This is a genomic window from Streptomyces sp. NPDC059248, from assembly GCF_042753905.1.
Taxonomy (GTDB): Bacteria; Actinomycetota; Actinomycetes; order Streptomycetales; family Streptomycetaceae; genus Streptomyces.
In genome coordinates this window covers 39200-62065 of the sequence record NZ_JBHYZV010000041.1, presented here as the reverse complement: position 1 = coordinate 62065, position 22866 = coordinate 39200, and the positions used below count along the sequence as shown (strand labels likewise).

19 protein-coding genes, 2 tRNA genes, 1 pseudogene and 1 riboswitch are annotated in these 22866 nt (G+C 72.0%); of the genes and pseudogenes, 7 read left to right on the top strand and 15 right to left on the bottom strand.

Going from position 1 to position 22866, the window contains the following annotated elements; translation table 11 throughout:
* Positions 1-33 precede the first annotated feature (33 nt).
* The 7 genes from ACFXG1_RS19260 to ACFXG1_RS19230 all read right to left on the bottom strand — a co-directional run bounded on the left by ACFXG1_RS19260 (position 34) and on the right by ACFXG1_RS19230 (position 6324).
* On the bottom strand, positions 34-1029 hold the full coding sequence (locus ACFXG1_RS19260; RefSeq protein WP_384712127.1) for a M23 family metallopeptidase: 996 nt from the start codon (positions 1027-1029) through the stop codon (positions 34-36).
* An 11-nt stretch (positions 1030-1040) separates the two neighbouring features.
* Positions 1041-1187: riboswitch (cyclic di-AMP (ydaO/yuaA leader) on the bottom strand.
* Between the two features lie 306 nt (positions 1188-1493).
* Positions 1494-2672 carry a PP2C family protein-serine/threonine phosphatase gene (locus ACFXG1_RS19255; RefSeq protein ID WP_384712130.1) on the bottom strand — a complete coding sequence of 393 codons (1179 nt, stop codon included), beginning with the start codon at positions 2670-2672 and terminating at the stop codon, positions 1494-1496.
* A gap of 274 nt (positions 2673-2946) precedes the next feature.
* A tRNA-Met gene (locus tag ACFXG1_RS19250) sits at positions 2947-3020 on the bottom strand.
* Between the two features lie 84 nt (positions 3021-3104).
* Positions 3105-3851: a MerR family transcriptional regulator gene (locus tag ACFXG1_RS19245; RefSeq protein ID WP_384712133.1), complete on the bottom strand. Its 747-nt coding sequence runs from the start codon at positions 3849-3851 to the stop codon at positions 3105-3107.
* 64 nt (positions 3852-3915) lie between these two features.
* On the bottom strand, positions 3916-5322 hold the full coding sequence (locus tag ACFXG1_RS19240) for an RNA polymerase sigma factor (RefSeq protein ID WP_384712136.1): 1407 nt from the start codon (positions 5320-5322) through the stop codon (positions 3916-3918).
* A gap of 50 nt (positions 5323-5372) precedes the next feature.
* Positions 5373-5783, bottom strand: a complete 411-nt coding sequence (locus tag ACFXG1_RS19235; RefSeq protein WP_384712139.1) for a YciI family protein — start codon at positions 5781-5783, stop codon at positions 5373-5375.
* 283 nt (positions 5784-6066) lie between these two features.
* Positions 6067-6324, bottom strand: coding sequence for a hypothetical protein (locus tag ACFXG1_RS19230; RefSeq protein ID WP_384743742.1), 258 nt, complete (start codon positions 6322-6324; stop codon positions 6067-6069).
* 163 nt (positions 6325-6487) lie between these two features.
* Between ACFXG1_RS19230 and ACFXG1_RS19225 the strand changes: the two genes are divergently transcribed.
* A complete protein-coding gene (locus ACFXG1_RS19225) occupies positions 6488-7228 on the top strand; it encodes an HNH endonuclease family protein (RefSeq protein ID WP_384721113.1) in 741 nt (246 codons plus the stop codon).
* Positions 7229-7290: 62 nt separating this feature from the next.
* On the opposite strand, the gene ACFXG1_RS19220 is transcribed toward ACFXG1_RS19225, so the two are convergent.
* Positions 7291-8337 carry a methyltransferase domain-containing protein gene (locus tag ACFXG1_RS19220; protein ID WP_384721116.1) on the bottom strand — a complete coding sequence of 349 codons (1047 nt, stop codon included), beginning with the start codon at positions 8335-8337 and terminating at the stop codon, positions 7291-7293.
* A gap of 584 nt (positions 8338-8921) precedes the next feature.
* On the opposite strand from ACFXG1_RS19220, the gene ACFXG1_RS19215 reads away from it, so the two are divergent.
* Complete coding sequence (locus ACFXG1_RS19215) at positions 8922-9530, top strand: choice-of-anchor C family protein (RefSeq protein ID WP_384721119.1); 609 nt, start codon at positions 8922-8924, stop codon at positions 9528-9530.
* 66 nt (positions 9531-9596) lie between these two features.
* Here ACFXG1_RS19215 and ACFXG1_RS19210 read toward each other — a convergent pair whose 3' ends face one another.
* Entirely contained in the window at positions 9597-10340 is a 744-nt protein-coding gene (locus tag ACFXG1_RS19210; protein WP_384743738.1) for a VOC family protein, read from the bottom strand.
* A gap of 139 nt (positions 10341-10479) precedes the next feature.
* On the opposite strand from ACFXG1_RS19210, the gene ACFXG1_RS19205 reads away from it, so the two are divergent.
* Positions 10480-11205: a hypothetical protein gene (locus ACFXG1_RS19205; protein ID WP_384709757.1), complete on the top strand. Its 726-nt coding sequence runs from the start codon at positions 10480-10482 to the stop codon at positions 11203-11205.
* 43 nt (positions 11206-11248) lie between these two features.
* Here ACFXG1_RS19205 and ACFXG1_RS19200 read toward each other — a convergent pair whose 3' ends face one another.
* Together ACFXG1_RS19200 and ACFXG1_RS19195 are read right to left on the bottom strand one after the other, a co-directional pair.
* Positions 11249-12058: a class I SAM-dependent methyltransferase gene (locus tag ACFXG1_RS19200; protein ID WP_384709754.1), complete on the bottom strand. Its 810-nt coding sequence runs from the start codon at positions 12056-12058 to the stop codon at positions 11249-11251.
* Between the two features lie 82 nt (positions 12059-12140).
* Positions 12141-12812 (bottom strand): NADPH-dependent F420 reductase, encoded by a 672-nt coding sequence (locus ACFXG1_RS19195; protein WP_384709751.1) that lies wholly within the window; start codon positions 12810-12812, stop codon positions 12141-12143.
* A 75-nt stretch (positions 12813-12887) separates the two neighbouring features.
* Between ACFXG1_RS19195 and ACFXG1_RS19190 the strand changes: the two genes are divergently transcribed.
* The gene (locus tag ACFXG1_RS19190; RefSeq protein ID WP_384709748.1) at positions 12888-13292 is read left to right on the top strand and encodes a winged helix-turn-helix transcriptional regulator; all 405 of its coding nucleotides are present in this window, start codon (positions 12888-12890) and stop codon (positions 13290-13292) included.
* A 163-nt stretch (positions 13293-13455) separates the two neighbouring features.
* Here ACFXG1_RS19190 and ACFXG1_RS19185 read toward each other — a convergent pair whose 3' ends face one another.
* Entirely contained in the window at positions 13456-13761 is a 306-nt protein-coding gene (locus ACFXG1_RS19185; protein WP_384709745.1) for a hypothetical protein, read from the bottom strand.
* Positions 13762-14619: 858 nt separating this feature from the next.
* On the opposite strand from ACFXG1_RS19185, the pseudogene ACFXG1_RS19180 reads away from it, so the two are divergent.
* From ACFXG1_RS19180 to ACFXG1_RS19170, 3 genes and pseudogenes are all read left to right on the top strand, one after another.
* Positions 14620-14856, top strand: a pseudogene (locus ACFXG1_RS19180) (helix-turn-helix domain-containing protein); the annotation flags it as partial.
* A gap of 126 nt (positions 14857-14982) precedes the next feature.
* Complete coding sequence (locus tag ACFXG1_RS19175; RefSeq protein WP_384743753.1) at positions 14983-15984, top strand: XRE family transcriptional regulator; 1002 nt, start codon at positions 14983-14985, stop codon at positions 15982-15984.
* A gap of 137 nt (positions 15985-16121) precedes the next feature.
* Positions 16122-16706 carry a DUF4352 domain-containing protein gene (locus ACFXG1_RS19170; protein WP_384721349.1) on the top strand — a complete coding sequence of 195 codons (585 nt, stop codon included), beginning with the start codon at positions 16122-16124 and terminating at the stop codon, positions 16704-16706.
* A 177-nt stretch (positions 16707-16883) separates the two neighbouring features.
* Here the strand turns inward: ACFXG1_RS19170 and ACFXG1_RS19165 are convergent.
* From ACFXG1_RS19165 to ACFXG1_RS19155, 3 genes are all read right to left on the bottom strand, one after another.
* Positions 16884-16956 (bottom strand) — tRNA-Lys (locus ACFXG1_RS19165).
* A 131-nt stretch (positions 16957-17087) separates the two neighbouring features.
* Positions 17088-20162: an FG-GAP-like repeat-containing protein gene (locus ACFXG1_RS19160; protein ID WP_384720692.1), complete on the bottom strand. Its 3075-nt coding sequence runs from the start codon at positions 20160-20162 to the stop codon at positions 17088-17090.
* Between the two features lie 260 nt (positions 20163-20422).
* Positions 20423-22747: a DEAD/DEAH box helicase gene (locus tag ACFXG1_RS19155; protein WP_384743731.1), complete on the bottom strand. Its 2325-nt coding sequence runs from the start codon at positions 22745-22747 to the stop codon at positions 20423-20425.
* Positions 22748-22866 lie beyond the last annotated feature (119 nt).

Genomic DNA, 22866 nt, shown 5'->3' with positions numbered 1-22866 from the left:
GGGGGTCCAGCGGGTTCAGCGGGTGGAGGGGGCTCAGGGGTTGAGGCCCTTGCCGCGCAGCCACGAGATGGGGTCGATGACCGAGCCGCCGGCCGTCTTGACCTCCATGTGGAGGTGGTCGCCGGTGACGTTGCCGGTCGCGCCGACGCGGCCGATCATGTCGCCCGCGGCGACCTTCTGGCCGGGGCTGGCGTTGATCGACGACAGGTGGGCGTACATCACCTCGGTGCCGTCGTTCAGCTGGAGGATGATCTGGTAGCCGTACGCGCCCGCCATGCCCGCGGACTTGATGGTGCCCGCGCCGACGGCCTTGGTCGGCGTACCTGCGGCGGCGGCGAAGTCGGTACCGGTGTGCGAGCCCGAGGACCACATCGAACCGGACTGACCGTAGGTCGAGGTGATGATGTAGTTCGAGGTGGGGAGGGCGAAGCTCTTCGCCAGCTTGGCGATCCGGTCGGCCTCCGCCTTCTTCTTGGCTTCCTCCGCGGCCTTCTTCTTCGCGTCGTCCGCCTTCTTCTTGGCGTCGGCGGACGCCTTCATCGCGTCCTCGGCGGCCTGTTCGGCGGCGGCCTTCTCGGCGGCGGCGCGGCGCTCGGCGTCGGCCACGGCCTGCTGCTGCTCGGCCTGCTGGAGGATCCGGGAGCGCAGGGCGTCACCGGCGGCGGCGTCGGCCTCCTCGACCTGGGCGCCGGGGGCGCCCATCGTGGCGAGACCGGCCGGGGCGGGACCCTCGTCCTCGCCGCCGAGACCGTCGGGGAGGGATATGGAGATCGGGGCCTTGTCCTGCGCGGTGGCGATACCGCCCGCGCCGACGGCGGCGATCACACCGACACCGAGAACGGTGGAGCTACGGGCGAAGGCCCGGCGCTGCTGGCGCAGTACGCGGTGCTTGCCCCGGTTGGAGGCGATCGTCTCGGCGCTGGGGTTCCACTCGTCGGTGGACCGCTCGGGCCCGCCGTCCTCACGGAAGCCGGAGTGCAGATACCCGGGGCCTGCGGGGGCCTGCGGGGCAGGGCTGTTGGACGCCACTGAGGCGTACTCCTTTCCTTCCTTCTCGCCTACCGGGTTAGCTGACGGGTTCGGAGCAGGAAGGTCTCCTACGCGTGTCTCCGCAGGCTGCGGAGGCACCCGATTCACCCCAAGAAGTGGTTCCCCGGTTCCCTGACGGGATTCGGCGCATCAGCACGGAGCCACCCTGACGGCGACTGGGACGACCGTGCTGCGTTATCGAACGTTAATAGACACCGGGAATGTTTTCCAAGCCGTTCCTGATGATCGTTAAACCCGACCGGTGGATCAACCAGGACAGAAGATCGTCAAATCGGGCGAGTCACCCCGCGGATCATCGACCTGACACCCCGTCGACACGGACCCCGGCACTGACGGATCGTCAATCGGTATATCCACAGCGACGACGCGGTTACCCTCGGTCGAGAAAACGGCCGTGCAATGGCACATAGGCTCGGATACTTGGCGAAGGGTTGGTCAAGTCTTTATCCAAGACCCCGGAGCGCCGCCTGTCCCCGGGGTCGACCGGGGTCGGACGGGTCGTCGACCGCCGGCCGGGCGACGGCCAGCAGCGCCATGTCGTCCGTCGCCCCGCCGGCCGTGTGCCGCCGCACGTCGTCGACGAGCGCGTCCAGCAGCTCCCCGGGCCCCGGGAACACCCGGCCCCCGAGCCGCGCCCCCGGCTCGTAGAAGTCCCCCGCCGCGTTCCGCGCCTCGGAGAGCCCGTCGGTGTACAGCAGCAGGGTCGACCCCTCGGGCATCGGATGGGTCTCGGTCCGCCCCGGCCACTCCCCCAGCTCGCGCATCCCCAGCGGCAGGGCCGCGTCGTCCGGCGGCAGAAACCTCGCCCGGCCGTCACCGTGGAGCAGCAGCGGATCGGGGTGCCCGCGGTTGAGCATCCGTACGATCCCCGTCCCGCGCGGGATCTCGGCGAGCACCACGGTCGCGAACCCCTCGAAGTGGGCGATGTTCTCGTCGGCCCGCTCGTCGGGCCCTCCGCGCCGCAGGCCCTCCCGTACCAGCGCCTGCTCCAGCCGGTCGGCGACCTCCTCCAGCGTCGGCTCCCGCTCGGCGGACTCCCGAAAGGCGCCGATGAGGACGGCCACCGCCTCCACCGCCCCCAGGCCCTTGCCCCGGACGTCGCCCACCACCAGGCGCACCCCGTGCGGGGTGTCCTGGACGGCGAAGAGGTCGCCGCCGATGAAGGCGTCGGCGAGCGCGGCCTCGTACCGGGCGGCGACCCGCAGCCCGCCGATCTCCTCGGCGGGGGTGGGCAGCACGGCGCGCTGCGCGGTCTCGGCGATCACCCGGGCGGAGGCGAGCCGCTCATTGCCCCGGGTGACGACCCGGTTGATGAAGAGGGCGAGCGCCGAGACGGTGACGACGGTGGTCAGCTCGGTATACGCCTGGGTCTCGTCGAGGACGTCGTTGTAGAGGTCGAGGCCCACCTCGGTCAGGACGGCGAAGACTCCGGTCACCAGGGTGACGGAGAACGAGAAGAAGGGCGCGGCGAGCAGCGGGGCGGCGGTGAACATGGGCACGGCGGTGAACTTCGCGGGCGTCGCCAGGTCGTAGAGCACACCCGCGATGATCATCAGAGACGGCAGCATCCGGGCGAGTCGCCGGGCACCACCGGACACGTTCGGTTGTTCTTCCTCCGCCACGGATGCTCTCCTCTCACCTCAGCGTCACGGCCGGGCGGGCGGAGGGCGAGCCACGGTGGACCGGACGGGGGACGGGTCCGCCCGCAGGGGCGCCGCGGGGGCCCGAAAGAAAACGGGCCCGGGAACCGAGAAACGGGGCACGGGACCGGGCACCGGGCACCGGGCACAACCGGGAACCCGGGAATCGGGCAGACCAAAACACCGGAAAACCGGGCCGATACGAAAATGACAACGGCCCGGTATTCCGTGAAGGAATACCGGGCCGCGTCTTCAGTAGCGGGGACAGGATTTGAACCTGCGACCTCTGGGTTATGAGCCCAGCGAGCTACCGAGCTGCTCCACCCCGCGCCGTTGAACACAACCTTACGCCATCCGGAGCACCTCTCACGACCATTTCCGCCCCCACGGCCTCACGAGTTCTCGCGGGGCCCGTCAGTCGGCGAGATGACGGTCCGCGTAGACGCGCATCGCGTCCCGGACGAAGGCCGCCGTCCCCTCCCCGTACTTGTCGTAGTTGTCGCCGAAGCGGCGGTCCGCGGCGAACATCTCGCCGAGGCCGATGAAGTGGTACTTCGACGGGGCCCGTACCGCGGACTGCCAGGTGTACATCCGCCGGGTGACCGCCTGCGCCGTCTCGTCCCCGGGGTCGGCGCCGTCCTTCAGGGCGCGCGCGTAGTCGCGGGCGATGTCCTCGTGGTCCGCCAGGTGGGTGCGCCGCGCCTCCTCGTCGAGCGCCGACCACCACCGCCTGCCGTCCCGCCAGGCGTCCGCGCCCCAGCGCTCGGTGACCTCCTTCTCGTACCGCTTGTCGTCGAATCCGTCGAGCACGTCCTCCGCCATCAGTTCCTCTCCTCTCCGGGTCTTCAGCAAGGTGGTCCGTACCGAGGCGATCCGGCGGGCCAGCCGGTCCCGCTCCAGCTCCAGCAGCTCCAGATGGGCCCGGAGCGCGCCGGTCGTATCGCGCTGACCGGCCAGTACCTCGGCGATCGCGGGCAGCCCGAGCCCCAGCTCGCGCAGGAGCAGGATCCGCTGGAGCCTGACCAGCTCGTCCGGCCCGTAGTAGCGATAGCCGTTCGCCCCGGTCCGCAGGGGCTCCAGCAGCCCGATGTCCGCGTAGTGCCGCAGGGTGCGGCTGGTCGTCCCGGCGCGCCGGGCGACCTCTTGGATCGACCACTCCATGACCCGAACGGTAGAAGTTGACGTTGCGTGAGGGTCAACCCCGGCAAACCTGTCGATCCTGGTATCAGCCGGTGAGGCGGGCGGCCCGGGCGCGGAGATAGCGGGCCTCGGGGTCGCTGAGGGTGGCGCCGGCGGCGCGTTCGTACGCCTCCCGGGCCTCGTCCGGCCGTCCGGCCTCCTCCAGCAGATGGGCCCGTACGGCGTCGAGCCGGTGGTGTCCCGCCAGCCGGTCCGCCGGTCGTTCCGCCAGCCGGTCGACCTCGGCGAGGCCGGCCTCGGGCCCGCGTACCCGGGCGAGGGCGACGGCCCGCCCCAGTTCGGCCATCGGTTCGGGGGTGATCGAGACCAAAAGGTCGTACAGGGCGAGGATCTGCGGCCAGTCGGTGTCATCGGCGCGCGGCGCCTCGTCGTGGAGGGCCGCGACGGCGGCCTGGAGCTGGTAGACCCCGGCCGGGCCCTGTCCCAGCGCCTCCTCGACCAGGGCCGTGCCCTCGTCGATCGCCGTACGGTCCCACCGCGTCCGGTCCTGTTCGTCGAGCGGGATCAGCTCACCGTCCGGGCCGCTGCGGGCCGGGGAACGCGCCTCGGTGAGCAGCATCAGCGCCAGCAGTCCGGTGACCGCGCCCTCGCGGGGCAGCAGCCGGCGGACCCGGCGGGTCAGCCGGATCGCCTCCCGGGCCAGGTCGGAGCGGTGGAGGCGGCTGCCGGACGAGGCCGTGTACCCCTCGTTGAAGATCAGGTACAGGACTTCCAGGACGACGGCGAGCCGCCGGTCGCGGTCCCCGGGGCCCGGCGGGACGAACGGCACGCCCTGGATCTTCTGCTTCGCCCGGCTGATCCGCTGGGCCATGGTCGCCTCGGGCACCAGATGGGCGCGGGCGATCTCGGCGGTGGTCAGCCCGCCGACGGCCCGCAGGGTGAGGGCGATCTGCGCGGCGGCGGTGAGATCGGGGTGGCAGCAGAGAAAGAGGAGGGTGAGGGTGTCGTCGTCGGAGGGGGCTCGGTCCTCACCGGGCGCGGGGGCGGTGTGGGCGTCGCGCGGTGCGAGGGTCGCGGCGCTCTCCTCCCGGCGGCGGCGGGCCTCGTCGGCACGGAGCAGATCGACCTGGCGGCGGGCGGCGACCCTGATGAGCCAGCCGCGGGGGTTGGCGGGGACGCCCTCGTCGGGCCACTGGCGGGCGGCGGCGATCAGGGCCTCCTGGACGGCGTCCTCGGCGAGGTCGAAGTGCCCGTAGCGGCGGACGAGCGCGCCGAGGACCTGCGGCGCGTGCAGGCGCAGCAGGTCCTCGGTGGTGGCGTCGTCCTCGGTGCCGGCCCTGGCCGCGGCGGCGTCGGCGGTCCCGACGTCGGCGGTCTCGGCCCCGGCGGTCCCGGTCCCGACGGTTTCGGCCCCGACGGTTTCGGCCCCGGCGGTTACGTTCCCGGCGGAGCTGTCGTGGCAGGCGTCGGCGTTCGTACGGCTACGGCTCATAGCCGCAGTACGTATCACGGGCCTCCGGCCGCCCCGCGCGGCGCCGGGATTCAGGCGCCCGGCGCCTCCTGGATGGGCTGGATCACGATCGGCGAAGGCGTGGAGCCCTCGGGGATCGGACACGAGGCGACCCGGGCGGCGATCTCGGTCACCCGGTCGAGGCTCGCGCAGTCGAGCACCCAGTACCCGGCGAGCACCTCCTTGGTCTCGCTGTACGGCCCGTCCGTGATCACCGGCTTGCCGCCCGGGCCCGCCAGGACGTAACGGGCGCGGTCGGGCTCGGCGAGTCCGTTGCCGTCGACCAGTTCGCCGGTCTCGGCGAGGTCGTCGTTGAGGGCTCCCATGTGCGCGAACATCGCGGCCAGATCGGCCTCGCTCCACGCCGGGTTGCCCGCGGAGGGCTTGCCCGCCATGGCCTCGTACGCGGCCTGGGTGCCCTGGATCTGAACCAGATACTTCATGTCCACTCCTCGTTCGTTCGGTCCCGCGGCCGGGGATCCCTCCCGCGGCCCCGCCCCTCGTGGGCGGCTTTCACAGGAGACGTCGGAGCCGATGACGGCTTCTCGACACCGGCCGACGAGATTTCCCGGATTTCTTTCCGGGATTCTCTCCGGACGGTTCCGAACAGGCCCGAACGGTCCCGAACAGGCCCGGACGGGTCGGCGAAGGGTGGGGGCGGGGCGGGGGCGGGGGCGGGGGACGCCGCGGCCGTACGCGCCGGAGGGCGGACCGCCGCCGCCCGGACTACTGGATCGCGCCCGCGACCTGCGCGACCGGGTCGATCAGCGGGGCCAGCGCGTTGGGCACCTCCATCAGCTGGTTCAGCTGGTTCAGCTCCTTGAGCCCGCCCTGGAGGGACGACACCCCGTCGGTCAGGGACTGCACGCCCTCCGGCGACTGGCCGCCCGTGTGGTGTCCGGCAGCGGAGGCGCCGGACACGGAGAGGGCGGAGGCACCGGCGGCGAGGGCGACGGCGGTGAGGATGCGCTGCGTCTTGGTCATGCCGGGACAACGCACCCGCGCCGGGACGGGTCACGGGCATGGGCCTCGGGTGCCCTCACCCCCACGCGCAGAAACGTTTCTACGGTGAACGGATTACGTCATCCGCACCAGTTCCCCGATTCATGGCACCACGTAGGGGTGAACTGCACGTACTCAAGTTGACATGGTTATCCGCCTGAAGCGCGCCGCGACCGCGGCGGCACTCGCGCTCGTCCCCCTCGCCCTCACCGTCCCCGCGTCGGCCGCGCCGGCCGCGCCCGCCCCTGAAGGCGCCCCGGCCGCCCAGGCCCCCGCCCCTGAAGGTGCCCCCGGCGCCAAGGCCGCCGCCCCGCAGACCGTGCCGATCCTCCTCGCCGTCAACCGGCTCTCCGTACGGACGGAGGACCGTACGGGCTACGAGCGGACCAAGTTCAAGCACTGGAACGCGGGGTTGAAGCCCGACGGCTGCAACACCCGTAACGAAGTCCTCATCTCCGAGGCCGTCACCGCCCCCACCGTCGGCGCGCGCTGCGCCCTGACCGGCGGCAAGTGGCTCTCGTACTACGACAACAAGACCGTCACCTCCGCCGCCGCGCTCGACATCGACCACATGGTGCCGCTCGCCGAGGCCTGGGACTCCGGCGCATCCGACTGGACCGCCGCCCGCCGCGAGGCCTACGCCAACGACCAGGGCCAGGCCGCCTCCCTGGTCGCCGTCACCGCCGCCTCAAACCGCTCCAAGTCCGACCAGGACCCCGCCCAATGGCTGCCGACCTCGACCGGCGCGCTCTGTCGCTACACCTCGGAATGGCTGGCGACCAAGCTCCGCTGGGGTCTGACCGTCGACCAGTCCGAGCAGACGAAGCTGTACGAACTGGCCGCCGACTGCTCCGGTGACCAGGTGACGTACGAACCGGCGCCGTAACGTTCCTGCGAAACCGGCCCGAAGCGCCCCCCGGCACCTGAGCGGTGTCGGGGGCGCGTGCGTCACGGCCGGGAGGGCGGTACATCGGCCACGACCACGTACAGCGTCACCGACGCGAAGAAGGGCCCGTCCGACGCGAGCGTGCCGAGCCAGGCGTCGCCCTGCTCCCGCGACAGATATCCGGCGGCGATCGCGCGTTCGGTGTTGCGGTGCAGTCCGAAGACGTCGTCGGCGGCGCGGACGTCGCGGAAGACGGAGGTCACCGGGGTGACCGTCGGTACGTCGAAGCCCGCCGCCCGCGCGAGCCGCGGCAGTTGGCGGCCCAGGATCCCGTTGCGGACGATCCGGTCCGTGATGTGCCGGGTGTAGGCGCGGGCGGTCTCCAGGTCGGGGTGGTCGACGGCGAGGGAGTCCCAGTCGGGTTCGGCCATGACCAGGCGTCCGCCGGGGCGCAGCACCCGCCGGACCTCGGCGAGGACGGCGGCCGGGTCCTCGACGTGCTGGAGTACCCGGTCCGTTCGCGCCCGGTCGGCCCCGGCGTCCGGGAGCGGCAGCCGGTGGACGTCACCGACGCGTACCTCCACGTTCTCCTCGGCCGCGGTCCGCTCCCCCGCCCGCTCCACCATCTCCCGGCTCGCGTCGATCCCGATCACCGAGCCCCCGGGACCCACCTGGCGGGCGAGCGACTCCAGATCGGTGCCGGGCCCGCAGCCCAGGTCGAGGACGGTGTGCCCGGCGCGGGCCCGGAGTTCGTGCCGTGCCACGTGTTTGTACGACCGGCCCGCGCCGGCGGCGACCCGGTCGAGATAGTGGATCTCGTCGGGCGGGACGGTCTCGAAGACCTGGCCGCTGACCCGTCCCATGGTCCGCGCCTCCCGGGCGAGTACGTCCCGGCCCCGGCCCGTGATCCGGTACGGCCGCCGGCGGCCCCGTACCTCCATCGGCTCGATCAACCCCTTCCGCTCCAGCCGTTCGAGGGCGCCGTAGAGGCTGCCCGCGCCGAGCCGGGCGCCGGAGAGCTTCTCGACGGCGGCGTTGACGGCATAGCCGTGGCCGGGACCTTCGGCGAGGACGGTCAGGACGAGGGTCTGCGCGTCATGGGTCTGCATGGGGCCGGATAGTACACAGCGCGTACTACGCGATGCGAGCCATTCGTCGTACGGCTGCCCTCGCACCGTCCTCGCGCCGCTGTCGCACCGCCCTCGCGCCGTCCTCGCACCGCCCTCGCACCGTCCCCGTGCATAACCCGGCGGGACCCGGGCAGGGGCGGGTCAGGCCCCGCCGCGCTCCCCCCTCGCGGTGGGGCCGCCCGCTTTTCCGTTCGCCGCACCGAACCCCGTACCGAAATCCCTGATGACGGCCCCGGATTTATCGTATGAGAATCCCGCGCAATGATCGACTGGCGCAGTATCGTTTCCGCCGTATCTCTTCACGGAATATCCATGACGAGAAAAGGGGCCCGCCTCCTCAGAGCGGCTCCGACCTGCGGCTCTGACCGGCGCGTACGGTCGTCCACCGGTATCGAAACCGGCGCGCGGAGGCATCGGCTCCGGGCGTAGAGCCGAAGTGCGCCGCCTTTTCGGGGTTGGCCTCCGGGCCGATGAACGGGAAATTCGTCGGGCGGGAAATATGCCCGCCGGGGTCGCCGAAATCGACCGATGCCGACGCGTTCCCAGAATTCCACGGAGGTTCCATGTCAGCCCTGCGTGCCCGTACCGCCCTCATCGCGACCGGCCTCGCGCTCGCCGCGACGGGCGCCGTCCTCGCCGCGCCCGCCCAGGCCGCGGCGCTCAGCCGGTTCGACAACGGCAGCTTCGAGTACCCGCTCGCCCCCGCGAACTCCTTCTCGACCCATGCCGCCGGCAGCTTCCTCGGCCCGTGGCGGGTGGGGGCGGGCGGTATCGACCTGATCGACAACGGGTTCTGGCAGGCGGCCGAGGGCGACCAGTCCATCGACCTGAACGCCGGGGCACCGGGGACGGTCGCCCAGACGTTCACGACCGTCCCCGGGCGGTCGTACACCGTCAGCTACTCCCTGGCCGGGAACGTCGACGGCGCGTCCACCCCGGCCGTGAAGACGGGCCGGGTTCTGATCGACGGCCAGAACTTCCAGGACTTCTCCTTCGACGTCACCGGCAAGACCCGGCCGAACATGGGCTATGTGAACCGGCAGTTCGACTTCACGGCGGGCGCGGCGGCGACGACGCTGACCTTCGTCAGCGGCACCCCGGGCGCGCACGGCCCGGTTATCGACAACGTGCAGGTCAAGTCGGCCTGTTGCGGCTGTTCGTCGTCCTGCTAGCAGGCGTTTCGATACGGTTCGGGCCCCGCGCTCCCGGCGCGGGGCCCGTACCGTACCGCCATCGGTTCAGCCTTCTTCGAGACTGGTGGCCGGGTCCCGGTCGGTGAGGCAGTACACGCCCCCCGCGGGATCCCGCAGCACGGTCCAGTGCTCCCCCGTCTCCACCACGGTCGCCCCCAGCGCCTCGTGCGCGGCGGCGGTCGCCGCCCGGTCCGCGGCGGAGAAGTCGAGATGCGCGCCGGTCGCCCGCGACTCGTCGAGCCGCTGGAGCAGCAGCCGCAGGGGAAGCCCGGCCGGGCCCTGCACGGCGCGGTACTCCGCCCGCGGCGCGTACAGCAGCGGCCAGCCGGTCGCCGCGCTCCAGAACGCGGTCTCCGACTCGTATATCTCCGGAGTGATATCGAGACAGACCTGGTCGAGCCGGGTCCCCGCGAAGACCCCGGACCGGCGCGCCTCGCCCTGCCAGGGCACGGCGCAGAACGCCTGTCCGGCGGGGGACTTCAGTACGGTCCACCCGTCGTGATCGCCCACCACGACGGCTCCGGCACCGACGGCCCGCGCCACGAACGCGGGTACGTCCTCCACGGCGAAGTCGATATGCGCGCCGCGCACGGCGTCGCCTCCGTCGGCGACCCCCTGCACCTTGATATGCGGATCGGCCACGGCGGCGTCCGGCAACAGGGTCGCGAACTCCCCCTTGTCACCGCGCGGCGCGGACAACCGGGTCCCGGTGACGGCGGTCCAGAACTCGGCCGCCCCGGCGAACTCCTCGAACGGCCGGTCCACGAACGCGTACACCCAGCGGATCATCCCGTGCTCCCCTCGTCGACGCTCTCCGGGCAGCCTCTCATCGATCTTGCCGGGGCCTCCGTACCCGAGTTCGTATCACGGTGTTCGTCTGAGTACGGATGCTCATGTGGTGGCTCGATCTTGGCCGAAAGCTGGCCGCATGACCCGATACGACGCAGCCATCGGCCACTCGCCCCGCACCTCCCGCCGTTCGCGGCTCGCTCTGGCGGGCACCGCGGTCGCCGTGGTACTCGCTCTCACCGCCTGCGGCACCGACAAGGCGAACGCGAACGGCGAGGACGCGCCGACCGGCACCGCACGGACGCAGAACCAGGCGCAGAACCAGCCCGCCGCCGCCCCGGCCGCGGCCGCGCAGGAGGAGACGCCCGACGACGACGCCGGCGACTCCCAGGTGAGCTTGGCCTTCCTCGAGATGATCGTCCAGGTCGCGGAGCCCTGCTACCCCGACCCCGTCCCGCCCGTGTCGGAAGAGGTGCTTCCGCCGGGCGAGGAGCCCCCGGCCGACCTCGGGGCGCCCCCGGTCGACGACGCGGAGCCCAGGCCGGAGCGGGTCGAAGGCATCGAACCGCCGTCGGAGCTGAGCGCCGAAGAGACGTGCGCGGGCAAGCGCCACGGGGAGCGGATCAGCAAGGCCCTCGCCGGCAAGTCCACCGCCCCCGACCAGGTCCGGAAGGTCCTCAACGGCCTCAATTACGACAACCCGGCCATCCATGGCCTGAAACGGACCGGGTCGACCACCCACTTCGCCATCGATCTGCGGTTCATGGGCAGCAGCCTCGCCCTGAAGGCGACGACGACCGCGAAGGGGACCGTGGTGGAACCGGTCTGGGCCAAGGAGGTGGGCCCCTTCATCCTCCCGAAGTAGTCCGACAGGACCGACCGGTCGTCACCGCCCCCCAGTCCGCCGACTACCGCAGCCGGGCGGCGGTGGCGGTGATGACGTAGTAGTCCAGAATGCCCCGCTCCCACGCCTGCCGGAAGTTCCGCGGCCAGCTCCCCGGCGGCCACCACCGGCCGAGCCACAGGTCCCAGCCGGGCCAGACCCGCTCCCCGATCGACTCGACGCGTACGTCGTCGAGCCCCGCCTCGGTGAAGGCGTCCGCGAGCGCGCCGACCGGGCGGGCGATGTCCAGACCGTTCGCGAAGGTCTCCAGCAGCTTCGCGAGCTGCCCGGGGCGGGCCGGGGCGCCGTCCACCGCGAAGAAACTGGTAACGCCCACCCGCCCGCCGGGCCGCAGTACGCGTGCGGTCTCCGCCGCGAAGGCGCGGAGGTCGGGGAAGTGCTGTGCGGCCTCCACACTGATGACCGCGTCGAACTCGGGCCCGTCCCACGGCATCCGCTCGGCGGCACCCCGGACGAACCGCAGCCGCCCGGGTTCCGCGCCGAGCAGGTCCTTCTGCGCCTCGCGGGCCCGCCGCAACTGCTCGGGGTGGACGTCCATACCGGTGATCGCGGCGGGCGCGTACTCCCGCAGGGCCACCGCGCACCCCATCCCGAGCCCGCAGCCGACCTCCAGGACCGTCGCCCCGGCCGGCGGCGCGAGCCCGTCGAGGACCCGCCGGTACAGATCCTCCTGACTGCGCACCCGCTCCGCCTCGCCCAGCGGGGCGTCCAGATCCACATCGCGCCAGTACCCGAAGTTGATGAACCCCCCGGCAAAGATCGGCTCCCGGCTCAGATCCGCCGGACCGTACGCCTCCCGCACCGCGGGGCTCATGCCGGACCAAGCCTCTTCCGTACCGTCGTCCGTCACTCCGCCACACACCTCCGGAAGCACAACCGCCGTCCCGAACCCCGGATCACTTTCCCGGGACCGGTGTACGCGAAACAGCGCCGGCCGCGTACGGCAGCGGGGGCGCGATCGCCTGCACGTCCGCGCCCTCGCCGACCCACAACCCGATGAACAGGGCGGCCGTCGCCTCCAGCAGCCCCGCGCGTTCCAGACCACCGGCGGCCAGGGGTTCGCAGCCCGCGTCCCGCACCAATTCCCTTACCCGTACGAGGGCCGAGGCGTCGTCCCCGCAGACCGGCACGGCCAGCGGCCGCCCGTCGAACACCGGCGGGCGCATACGCCACACGTCCTCGTGGCAGAGGTTGAACGCCTTGACCACCCGGGCCCCCGGCGCCGCGTCGGCCAGCCGCCGCGCGGCCGGAGGCCCGCCGTCCGTCAGCAGCCGGAACCCCGGCCCGACCGGGTTGGAGCAGTCGAGCAGCACCTTGCCGTCCAGGGCCGCACGCAGCCCTCGCACCACCTCCGCCCCCGCCGCGAAGGGCAGCGCGCCCAGCACCACCTCCCCGAACTCGGCCGCCGCGCGCATCCCCGCACCCTCCGCCCCACCGCCAATCCGCTCCGCGAGCTCCTCGGCCTTCCGGACGTCCCGCCCCCCGACGACCACCCGATGCCCTGCCCGCGCCCAGTGACTGCCGAGCGCGTCGGCCATGGCCCCGGTCCCCAGTACGCCGATCCTCATCACACGTCCCCTCTCCACTTACCACTCCGACCGTCCCCGTCGACGCTAGGCACCCGGTCGGGCACCATCTGGTACGTGACGCCAGACGCCTTCCTCGCCGACTGCCGCGCCCGCCTCGCCTTCGACCTGCTCGCCAACACGTGGAACCCGGTCCTGCTCCACGCCCTCCGCGACGGCCCCCACCGCCCGTCCGACCTCCGCCGCCGCATCGGCGGCATCAGCTCCAAGGTCCTCACCGAAACCCTCCGCCGCCTCCACTCCAACGGCCTCGTCACCCGCCACGAACCCCCCGACACTCCCACCCGGATCGAGTACGCCCTCACGGACCTGGGCCGCACACTGCTGGGCCCCATCGAGACCATCGGCGCCTGGGCCTTCGAGCACGGCGACGAGGTGCTGGCGGCGCGGGAGGCGGCGTGTGTCCGTGCGGGGGATCAGCGGCGCGACAACGACGACGAGGACGGTCGACTCGGCGCCTGATCCGCCGTACCGGTTCGCCGTGCGGGCCGGTACGCGTCGACGATGTGCTCGGGGCAGGTGAGCTGTCCGGGGTGGACTTCGACCGGCGCGGTGGTGCTGCGTCCGCAGACGGTGCATTCAGCGGCGGAGGGCTGTGGGGGCTTGGCGAGGAGCCCGTCGCGGGTCACCGGATCCACGTCCATGCCGGTCCGGGCCGTGATGCGCGTACAGCGACGGGCTGTTCGAACCGCAGTCCGTTGCGGGCGATGATCAGCCTGCGCGCGCCAGGTGGAGCTGCGGTTCCGGTGGTGGTGGCGGTGGCCCGCTGCCGCAGGATCTCCCGCGCCTCCGCCTGGGAGGGGCTGGACCAGGGCCGGGTCCACGGATCGACCGGGGGCGGGGGCTGGATGACGACGATCACGGTGGTTCGGCGGCGCGGCTTCAGCCAAGTCCGTAACCGGGCAACGAGGTCGGCGATAAAGTCGTTCATACGACGAATCAGCTCCAGGTGATTGCTGGTTGGTCGAGCCCCGACGGATCCGCTGCGAACGGTTCCTCGGGGCGTCTTGGTTTCAGGTGTGGGTGGTCCCGGCCCCGCGCCGGGGGTGGTTTTACGGGGCCGGGACCGGTCACCCGTGCACGGGGCGTGGGGCCACCGCACACGGGAGCCTGGTCAGCGCCGGACCCTGCGCGGCTGCGGACACTCCGGATGCGCGTACAACGACGGACGCGACCCGGACGCCGAGAACCCGAGCATCAACAAGTTCTCCTCCGACCGCTCCACAAGCCGCCCGCAGTACACGCAGTACTCCGGCACAGAACCCGGCACGGGCGTGGGGTTATCGGTCACGGCCGGCCTCCGAGGGCGTTGCGGCAGCGGGAGCACCGGCAGGGCGGAAACAGCATCGGCTCGGGCGGCAGATCACGGGCGCTGTCGGCCCGGACGACCGTGGGCGGACCCCACGTACGACCCGAATCCCGGGAGACCCGCAAAGTCATCACCGCCCGCTGCTCACCGTTCCCGGCGCTGGATGGCTGCTCTCGGCGACCAGGCGCCGTCATCGTGCGTTCCCGTACGGCCGAAGGATCCAGATATGGCCTTTGACATCCGACGGGTGTCCGACGGAGGGGTTGTCGAGAAGAATCAGCGCACACATGGTGCCCGCCTTCCTGGTGCGGAGGCCCGAGGACCGGGCCACCTGTCAGAAAGGAAACCGGCAGCAGGGGACGTGGGAGAGCGGTGTCCCGGCGGCAGGTAATCGGTTTGCACCCCGTGTAAGTGACTTACGGGAGCTCGCGCCCCGGCCCGTGACAGGGCGACAATCCATCCGGCGGGAGGTGGGGAATCGTGTCTCTGAACGACGTGCGCACTAGCTGGCGCGCACCCTCGACACCGGTCAACGGCGCCCAGGGCGGCCCCGGCAGAGTCGTCAGACTGGCCCGGGTCGCGGCCGGTCTCACACAAGCGGACTTAGGAGCGGCGACCGGGTACACGGCGGCCTCCATCTCCCGGATGGAGCGGGGCAAACAGCCGATGCGGGACATGGTCCTGCTACGGCGCATCGTGGAGGTGCTCGGCATCCCGCCCCATCTGCTCGGACTGGCCCCGGGACACTCTTCGCCCGGGGCTTACGAGTCGACCCCTCATGCGTCGGGCCCGGCAACTAGGGTGGCCGGAACGCCGCCGCTAGGTGAAGAGGGTGAGGACCCAGTGCGACGCCGCAACCTCCTGGCCGGGCTCACAACGACCGCCGCGAGCACCGTCCTCGGTGTGACTCCGGCGCTCGCCGCGCCGACCCTGTCAGGACTGGAGGACCTGCTGCTGCACCGAGGCGCGCCCGGGGCCGGTGTCGAGCCCACGCGGGAGTCGGTGGCCGTCTCGCTCGCAGCCTCACGGCGGGAGTTCAGGTCCTGCCGCTACGACGCACTCGCCCGCGCACTGCCCGCCCGTATCGCCCTCGCCCGGGCCCTGGGCCAGCAGGGCGCCGTCGCCGAGTTGTACAACATCGCGACCCGGCTGTGCATCAAGCTCGGTGAGGACGGCCTGGCCACCGTCACCGCCGACCGGGCCCTGACCGCAGCACTGTCCGGCGCCGGGGCCCTGACCGTGGCCGAGGCACACCGGATGGTCTCCAGCTCTTGGCGACGCCAGGGGCACTACGCGCGCGCCACCGAAGTGGCGGTCACCGCCGCCCGGCAGCTCGCGGCCGATCACACCGTCCCCGAGGCCGAACGCCTTTCCGTACAGGGCAACCTGTACGCCACCGCCGCGTACACCGCCGCGAAGCAGGGCGACCGCCACACGGCCCGGGAACTGATCTCCGAGGCGGAGGCCACGGCTACGCGCCTGGGGCGGGAAGAGCAGCCGGGCGGCACCACTTTCTTCGGGCACAGCCAAGTCCTTCTGCACCGGATCTCCATCAGCCACCTCCTCGGCGACTGCGGACTGGCCATCGAGCACGCCCGACGCGTCGACGTCACCCGCCTCCCGTCGCCCGAGCGGCGGGCCCGCTACTGGATCGACGTCGCCCGCTCCTTCGACCAGTGGGCCAAGCCAGACCGCGCCTTCCAGGCGCTCCTGGCCGCCGAACGGGCCGCCCCGCAGGAAGTCCGGCGCGGCTCGGTCCGCACCATGGCCGTCGGCCTGACCCGCCACGACCGCACGCTGCCGGGCGTCCGCGCCTTCGCCCATCGCGTCGGCGCGCTCAACTGAACGACCACGCCGAAGCGCCCCGCCGGTCGAAACCGGGCGGGGCGCTTCTTCGCAGGTCACGGTCCGGACACACCGCTACCAACCCCCCGCCCCCGGCACCACGATGAGACATCTCATCACGCATCCCAGGGGGGACCATGCGACGCACCAACCTCACCGCACTCGGCGCGGCACTCATCCTCGGACTCACCGCCTGCACCGACGACAGCGGCCCCGAGGCCACCACCAAACCCGACGCCAAGGCCAGCACACCCGCCGCCGAGCCCATCAAGACCACCGCCAGCACGCCACCACCCGCCCCCAAGGACGCCGGTGTCGGCGACGCCATCACGGTCAACGGCGACGAGGACGGCCAGAAGCTGTCGGTCACCCTCAAGAAGATCTCCGACCCGGGCGTCCCGATAGGCGAATTCAACCGGCCCGGTAAGGGCAACCGGCTGATCGGAATCGAATTGGAGATCAAGAACACCGGCACCGTCGTCTACGCCGACACCCCCGCCCTCAGTACCGAGATCACCGACACCCGGGGCCGAAAGTTCGAGACCGCAATCGCCAAGATCAAGGGCGGGCCCTCCATGGGCTACGGCCTCACACTCCAGCCCGGTCTCACGACTCTCGGCTGGCTGGTGTTCGAGGCCCCCAAGACGTCGAAGATCGCGTCCGTGCAGTTCGGTTGGGACGGCGGGTACGCCAACCACAAGGGGCAGTGGAAGCTGCCGTAACCCGACCACCCCCGCAGCCCCGCCACCGCGCGGGGCTTCCACATGTCACGGTCCGGACACACCCACCCGCCACGCCATCCGCCCTTCGGTGGCGCATCGGTGGAGCTCATGCCGGAAGTGCTCCGCAAAACGAAGCAGCCCCAGGCCGGGAGATCTCCCTGACCTGGGGCTTCGCGGTAGGCCGCGTGGGACTCGAACCCACAACCAACGGATTAAAAGTCCGCTGCTCTGCCAATTGAGCTAGCGGCCCTCGGCCCGACCACACCTGAGCATAGCCGGACCCGGAGCCGGAGCCGATCGGGTATCCCGTGGTAGGCGTGTGGCGGGTGGGGGCGGGGCGTCGCCGGGACCGGTCGAGGGGCCCGGCGACGGCCCTTCGGGTCAGTGGAGGGATGTGTAGCGCTGCCAGCCCGTGCCCGCCTGGGTGGGGGCGGACAGGGTGCCCGTGCCCGTGCCGAGGTGCTGCCAGAGGCGGCCGGACGTGTCGCGGGAGAGCAGGTCCGCGCGGTCGTCGCCGTTCAGGTCGCCGATGCCCGCGAAGGACGTGTGGGTGGGGTGCCAGTCCTTTGCGACCAGGGTCTTCGCGGCCAGGGCCGACTTGCCCGTGCCGTTGAAGCGCCAGAGTTCGCCGCCGCCGTCGCGGGCCAGCAGGTCGGCGTGTCCTTCGCCGGTCAGGTCGCCGGGGGCGATCAGGGTGAGGCCCTTGAAGGAGCCGGGGATACGGACCGGGGCGGCGAGGGTGCCGGTCCGGGTGGTGGCGTAGAGGGACAACGAGCCGTCCGGCTTGCGGGCCAGCAGATCGCCCCGGCCGTCGCCGGTCAGATCACCGGCGGGGAGCAGGGTGTCGAAGATTCCGAAGCCCCAGCCGATCCGGGTCTTGGACGAGGCAGGACCGGGGAGGGTGCCGCATCCGTCGCTCTCGTGGCGCCACAGTTCGCCCGCCGTGTTGCGGACCACCAGGCTGTCGCACCACACGCTGTTCATGGCGCCCATGGGGACGACGGCGTTGATGTTCTTCCAGCCCTTGGAGACCTTCTGGACGGCGCCGCCCGCCGCGGCCTTCGTCAGGTTCTGGTGGGAGACGAGATCGCCGCCGGTACGGGTCACCAGCTCCGGCAGCCCGTCGCCGTTGAAGTCGCGCGGGACGTCCTTGCCGCCGTGCGCGGTCAGCTTGCCGCTGCCGTGGGTCTTGCCGTCGACCGCCAGCCACCACCAGTACGAGCCGTTGCGTACGGTACGGCCCGCCGCGTCCTTGCCGTCCCAGGCGACTTCGAGCTGGGCGCCCGAGCGCCGGACGTCGGCCTGTGTGAGGGTGCGTACGGTGCTCCCCGCCGCGTCCTTGATCGTGATCGACCAGGTGGTCGCCGGGCGGCTGAGCTGCCAGCGGCTGTTCCACTTCGGGTCCTCGGCGCCGGGCGCCGTGTTCACCGAGGAGTCGGTCTCGGACTCGATCACCGCGACCGGGGAGCGCGGCACGTCCACCGGCTTGATCCGGATCGCCTGGTCGGCGTCCGTGTACGCGACCTGGCCGCCGAACTTGTCGACCGTCCACTTGCCGCTCGCGGGGACGGTCGCGAACGGAGTCGTACCCCCGGTGTGGAGGTTGGTGAGCCGGAGCTGGTCACCGTCCTGGCGGACCACGAAGCCGTCGCCGAGGCGGGCCCGTCCGCCGGCGGCCACGGAGATGTTCTTGCCGGTGGTGCGGTCGACGACGCCCGCCTTGGTGGTCCCGCAGGCCCAGTAGAGCCAGCGGCCCACGGCCTGGAGGTCGTTCGGTACGCAGCCGGAGCCCAGCTTCAGCTCGGCGGCGGACTTCTGGGTCTTGAGGTCGTACGCGACGACGTTCCCGGCCGTCCTGCCGGGGGTCCAGAGGGTCGTGCCCCAGACCGACGCGGCCGTGCTCGCCCGCTTCAGCGCCACATTGTCGGCGTAGTGCTTCCGCACGTCGCCGATGTACTGGCGGCCGTCGCCACCCGTCAGGACCGAGTAGCGGCCGGTGGTCTCGGTGATCCGTACGGGCAGGGGTACGTCGACCCACGCCAGGCTCTTGTCGCCGTTCGGGACGTGCAGCCCGGCGGAGGTGGCGAAGGCGCTGCGGCCGTCGCCGAGGGAGTGCACATCGCCCTGGAGCGCCTGGGTGCTCCGGTAGACCAGCTCCTGCGCGCCGATCGCCGGGGTACCGGAGCCGGACAGATCGTGCTGGTAGAGGGCGGGCAGATCGGTGGTGGAGTGCGCGAAGTAGCTCAGCCGGCCGCCGCCGAGGGCGAGGCCCTGGATCGGCGTGTTCACCTGCGGCACGGCGTGGACCGTCGTCAGCCCGACGGCACCGGTACCGCCCGTGCCGTCCGTACTGTCCGGGCCCGCCGTGATCCGGCGGATCGCCCAGTCCTTGGCGCTCGTCCCGGCCGCGACCAGCACACTGCCGTCGGGGGCGGGGATCAGATGCTCGGCCGCGTAGCGGATCAGCTCGCGCCCGGTTCCGGTGGTGCTGCCGATCGGGATCGCGTACAGCCGGGCACCCGGTACATGGGCGCGGGCGTACGAGTCCAGCTGGCGGCTGAGGACGATCGTGTCCCCGACGACCGCGATCCCCCCGTTGGGCCGCTCGGCGCCGACCGGCTCGGGCAGCTTTGTGGTGACCGGGACGGCGTTCGGGTCGCGCAGATCAAAGGTCGTCACCAGGCGCTGCCACGGATCGAAGCTGGTGATCACGTGGTGTTGACCGAGCCGGTAGAGGCCGCCGAACGTGTTCGGGGGGAGCTTGGTCAGCCGGGCGGTGCGGTAGTCGAGGGCGTAGTTGACGATCGTGCCGCTCTCCCGGACGCCGACGACGGCCGCGTACGCCGTCTGCTCGGCCTCGTAGGAGTCGACATCGGCCTCGTTGACCGCCGGGAGGCCGGTGACCGGGCGCTCCTCGGTGGTGCCGTCGGCGGCGCGCCGCAGGATGCTCATCGAGACGGCGGTGCCGGTGGAGTCGACCCGGTGGACGACGATCGAGTCGGCGGTGTGCGCGCCGCTGTACAGGGCTCCTTGAGGGACCTGGTAGACCGTGTGCCGGCCCGTCGCCAGGTCGGTGACGGTGACCGTGACGGTGCCGTCGGGCGCGAGGGTCTCGTCGTCCCGGAGGCCGGAGTGCCCACGGCGCCGGTCCTGGTCCTCGGGGACGTCCCGGACCGCGCCGGTGGCGTAGTCGATCCACTTGCGGCCCTTGCCGTGGCCCTCCTGGCGGGCGAGATAGCCGGTCGGGCCGGCCTCGCCGAGCACCACCTCGCGGGGCAGATAGCGCGGCTGCGGCGGGAGGACCGCCTCGGCCGAACTGCCGCCGGTCTGCTGCGGCGCGGCCGTCGCGGCGGCGGGTGCCACGGCGGTGACGAGTCCCGCGCCGAGGGCGACGGTGACGGCGGTGGCGACAGTGCGCCGGGGCGCTGTACGAAAACGGCCGGAACGATTCTGCAAAGAAGCCCTCCCCAGGGGTTCGCGGCCCGCCCGACGACAGGGGTCGATACGGCGGTTCCGCGATACGTCAGTCAGTGGTCCCGAGTGCGGGAGGAGCGACCGGATATCGGCGCTTCACAGCAGAAACTCCCACCTCAAGCGGCGTAATGCTAGCAATGAGACGGGGTGGCCGAAAGAGCATTTACGCCCTGGTACGGGACAGGGCCCGCCCCCCTCGAAAGGGGTGCGGGCCCTGGTCGGGTCGGTCGGGTGACCCGATGTCAGCCGTTGCGCTTCCAGCGCGGCTTGTCGTCGCGGCGGCCGAACGAGCCGGAGGTGCCGGAGGTGCCACCGCGGTGGTCGTCGCGGCGGCCGTACGGACGGTCCGACGAGCCGGAGCGGAAGCCGCCGGAGGGGCGGTCGTCGCGACGGTCACGGTTGAACGGGCGGTCGCTGCCGCGGTGGCCGCCGGAGGGGCGGTCGTCGCGGCGGAAGCCACCACCGGTGGGGCGGTCACCGCGGTCGTCGCGGCGGAAGCCGCCACGGTCACCACCGCGGTCGCCGCCGCGGTCGTCACGACGGTCACGGTCACGGTCGCCGAAGGGGCGGTCGCCACCACGGAAGCCACCACCGCTGGGACGGTCGTCCCGGCGGAAGCCGCCACCCGAGGGACGGTCACCGCGGTCGTCGCGGCGGAAGCCGCCACGGTCACCACCGCGGTCGCCGCCGCGGTCGTCACGACGGTCACGGTTGAACGGGCGGTCGCCACCACGGTCGTCGCGGCGGAAGCCACCACCGGAGGGGCGGTCACCGCGGTCGCCGCCGCGGAACCCGCCGCGGTCGCCACCACGGCGCTCGAAGTTGCCGCGGTCGTCACGGCGGTCACGCTCGAAGGACCGCTCGCGCTCCTCGCGCGCACGGCGCTCCTCGCGCTCCTGCTTGGCGGCGGCGGCAGCGGCCTCCGCCTCCAGCTCGGCGGTGACCGCGCCGGTCACCTCGGCGATCGCGGCGTCCGGGTCGTCGCCCCGCTCGCGCGCGGCGCGGGCCACCAGCCGGTCGGCCTCGTCACGGAGTTCGACGGCGCGACGCTGCACCCGCTCCAGCTGCCGGGCCAGGTCGCCGACCTCGCGCTCGGCCTGCTTGGCGGCGTTGTTCGCGGAGTCGGCCTGGACCTCGGTCAGGGACCGGGCACCGGTGATCTCGGCGACCTCGGGGTCGAAGGCACCGGCGCCGCCCACGATGTGGCGGGAGGCGTCGACGCCCGCGTCCTCCATCAGCCGGAAGATCTGCCGGCGCTGGTGGGGCAGGGAGAGGGAGACGACCACACCGGAGCGGCCCGCGCGGGCGGTCCGGCCGGAGCGGTGCAGGTAGTCCTTGTGGTCACCGGCCGGGTCCACGTTCAGGACCAGGTCGATGCCGTCGACGTGGATACCGCGGGCGGCCACGTCGGTGGCGACGAGCACGTTCACGTACCCGTCCTTGAAGTCGGCGAGGGTACGGGTCCGGGCGCCCTGCGTCATACCGCCGTGCAGCGCGTCGGACTTCACACCGGCGTCGCGCAGCTGCTCGGCGACGCGGTCGGCGCCGAGCTGGGTGCGGACGAAGATGATCGTCCGGCCCTTGCGGGCGGCGATCGCGGCGGTGACCGGGGCCTTGTCCTTCGGCTTCACGACCAGGACGTGGTGGGTCATGGTGGTGACGTTGCCCTGGGCGCTGTCGACCTCGTGGCTGACCGGGTCGGTGAGGTACCGCTTCACCAGGGTCGTGATCTCGTTCTCCATGGTGGCGGAGAAGAGCATCCGCTGACCGCCGGACGGGACCTGGTCGAGCAGCTCGGTGACCTCGGGCAGGAAGCCCAGGTCGGACATCTGGTCGGCCTCGTCGAGGACGGCGACGCGGACCTGTTCGAGGGAGCAGGCGCCGCGGTTGATGATGTCCCGCAGCCGGCCGGGGGTGGCGACGAGGACGTCGACGCCGCGCTCCAGCGCGTAGATCTGGTTGCCCATGGACGTACCGCCGCAGACGACCTTCATCTTCAGGCCGAGGACGTCGCCGTACGGCTGGAGGGCGTCCGCGACCTGCATGGCCAGCTCACGGGTGGGGGTGAGGATGACACCGCGGGGCTTCTTCTTCTCGGTGTGGCCGCCCGCGAGGGAGGCCAGCAGCGGAAGGCCGAAGGAGAGCGTCTTGCCGGAGCCGGTACGGCCGCGGCCCAGGATGTCCTTGCCGGCCAGGGCGTCCGGGATGGTCGCGGCCTGGATCGGGAAGGGGACCGTCACACCGTTCTGGCCGAGCTTGCGGACGACACCGTCGGGGAGACCGAGGTCCCCGAAGGTGATCTGGGGCTCGGCGGGGGTGTCGTCGTCGGCCTCGTCGAGGGCGACGGTGTCGGCATCGGCCTCGTCGAGGGCGACGGAGTCGTCGATGTCCTCGTCGGCGTCGATCTCGGCGACGGCGTCGGCCTCGGGAACCTCGACAGCGGCGACGGCCTCAACCGTCTCAGCGGTTTCGGTGGCCTCGGTGGCCTCGGTGGCCTCGACAGCGGTCTCGGTGTTCTCGACGGGCTCTACGGCCTCGACGGCGTGATCAGAAGTAAAAGTGGACATGCGAAATGCGAAACCTTCCGGAGTCTCGGCACGCGCCCGAACTCCGTGATTTCGCAAACGACCGCCTCGATGCGGTCAGCCACGGCTGGGGAGTACGCGCCACACGGCGCGCTCATTTT

What these genes read in the sequence shown, in the direction of transcription:
- ACFXG1_RS19245 (WP_384712133.1), bottom strand. Translation starts at nt 3,851, where the DNA reads ATGGAGTGGTCGATCCAAGAGGTCGCCCGGCGCGCCGGGACGACCAGC.
- ACFXG1_RS19240 (WP_384712136.1), bottom strand. Translation starts at nt 5,322, where the DNA reads ATGAGCCGTAGCCGTACGAACGCCGACGCCTGCCACGACAGCTCCGCC.
- ACFXG1_RS19235 (WP_384712139.1), bottom strand. Translation starts at nt 5,783, where the DNA reads ATGAAGTATCTGGTTCAGATCCAGGGCACCCAGGCCGCGTACGAGGCC.
- ACFXG1_RS19230 (WP_384743742.1), bottom strand. Translation starts at nt 6,324, where the DNA reads ATGACCAAGACGCAGCGCATCCTCACCGCCGTCGCCCTCGCCGCCGGT.
- ACFXG1_RS19225 (WP_384721113.1), top strand. Translation starts at nt 6,488, where the DNA reads ATGGTTATCCGCCTGAAGCGCGCCGCGACCGCGGCGGCACTCGCGCTC.
- ACFXG1_RS19220 (WP_384721116.1), bottom strand. Translation starts at nt 8,337, where the DNA reads ATGCAGACCCATGACGCGCAGACCCTCGTCCTGACCGTCCTCGCCGAA.
- ACFXG1_RS19215 (WP_384721119.1), top strand. Translation starts at nt 8,922, where the DNA reads ATGTCAGCCCTGCGTGCCCGTACCGCCCTCATCGCGACCGGCCTCGCG.
- ACFXG1_RS19210 (WP_384743738.1), bottom strand. Translation starts at nt 10,340, where the DNA reads ATGATCCGCTGGGTGTACGCGTTCGTGGACCGGCCGTTCGAGGAGTTC.
- ACFXG1_RS19205 (WP_384709757.1), top strand. Translation starts at nt 10,480, where the DNA reads ATGACCCGATACGACGCAGCCATCGGCCACTCGCCCCGCACCTCCCGC.
- ACFXG1_RS19200 (WP_384709754.1), bottom strand. Translation starts at nt 12,058, where the DNA reads ATGAGCCCCGCGGTGCGGGAGGCGTACGGTCCGGCGGATCTGAGCCGG.
- ACFXG1_RS19195 (WP_384709751.1), bottom strand. Translation starts at nt 12,812, where the DNA reads ATGAGGATCGGCGTACTGGGGACCGGGGCCATGGCCGACGCGCTCGGC.
- ACFXG1_RS19185 (WP_384709745.1), bottom strand. Translation starts at nt 13,761, where the DNA reads ATGAACGACTTTATCGCCGACCTCGTTGCCCGGTTACGGACTTGGCTG.
- ACFXG1_RS19170 (WP_384721349.1), top strand. Translation starts at nt 16,122, where the DNA reads ATGCGACGCACCAACCTCACCGCACTCGGCGCGGCACTCATCCTCGGA.
- ACFXG1_RS19155 (WP_384743731.1), bottom strand. Translation starts at nt 22,747, where the DNA reads ATGTCCACTTTTACTTCTGATCACGCCGTCGAGGCCGTAGAGCCCGTC.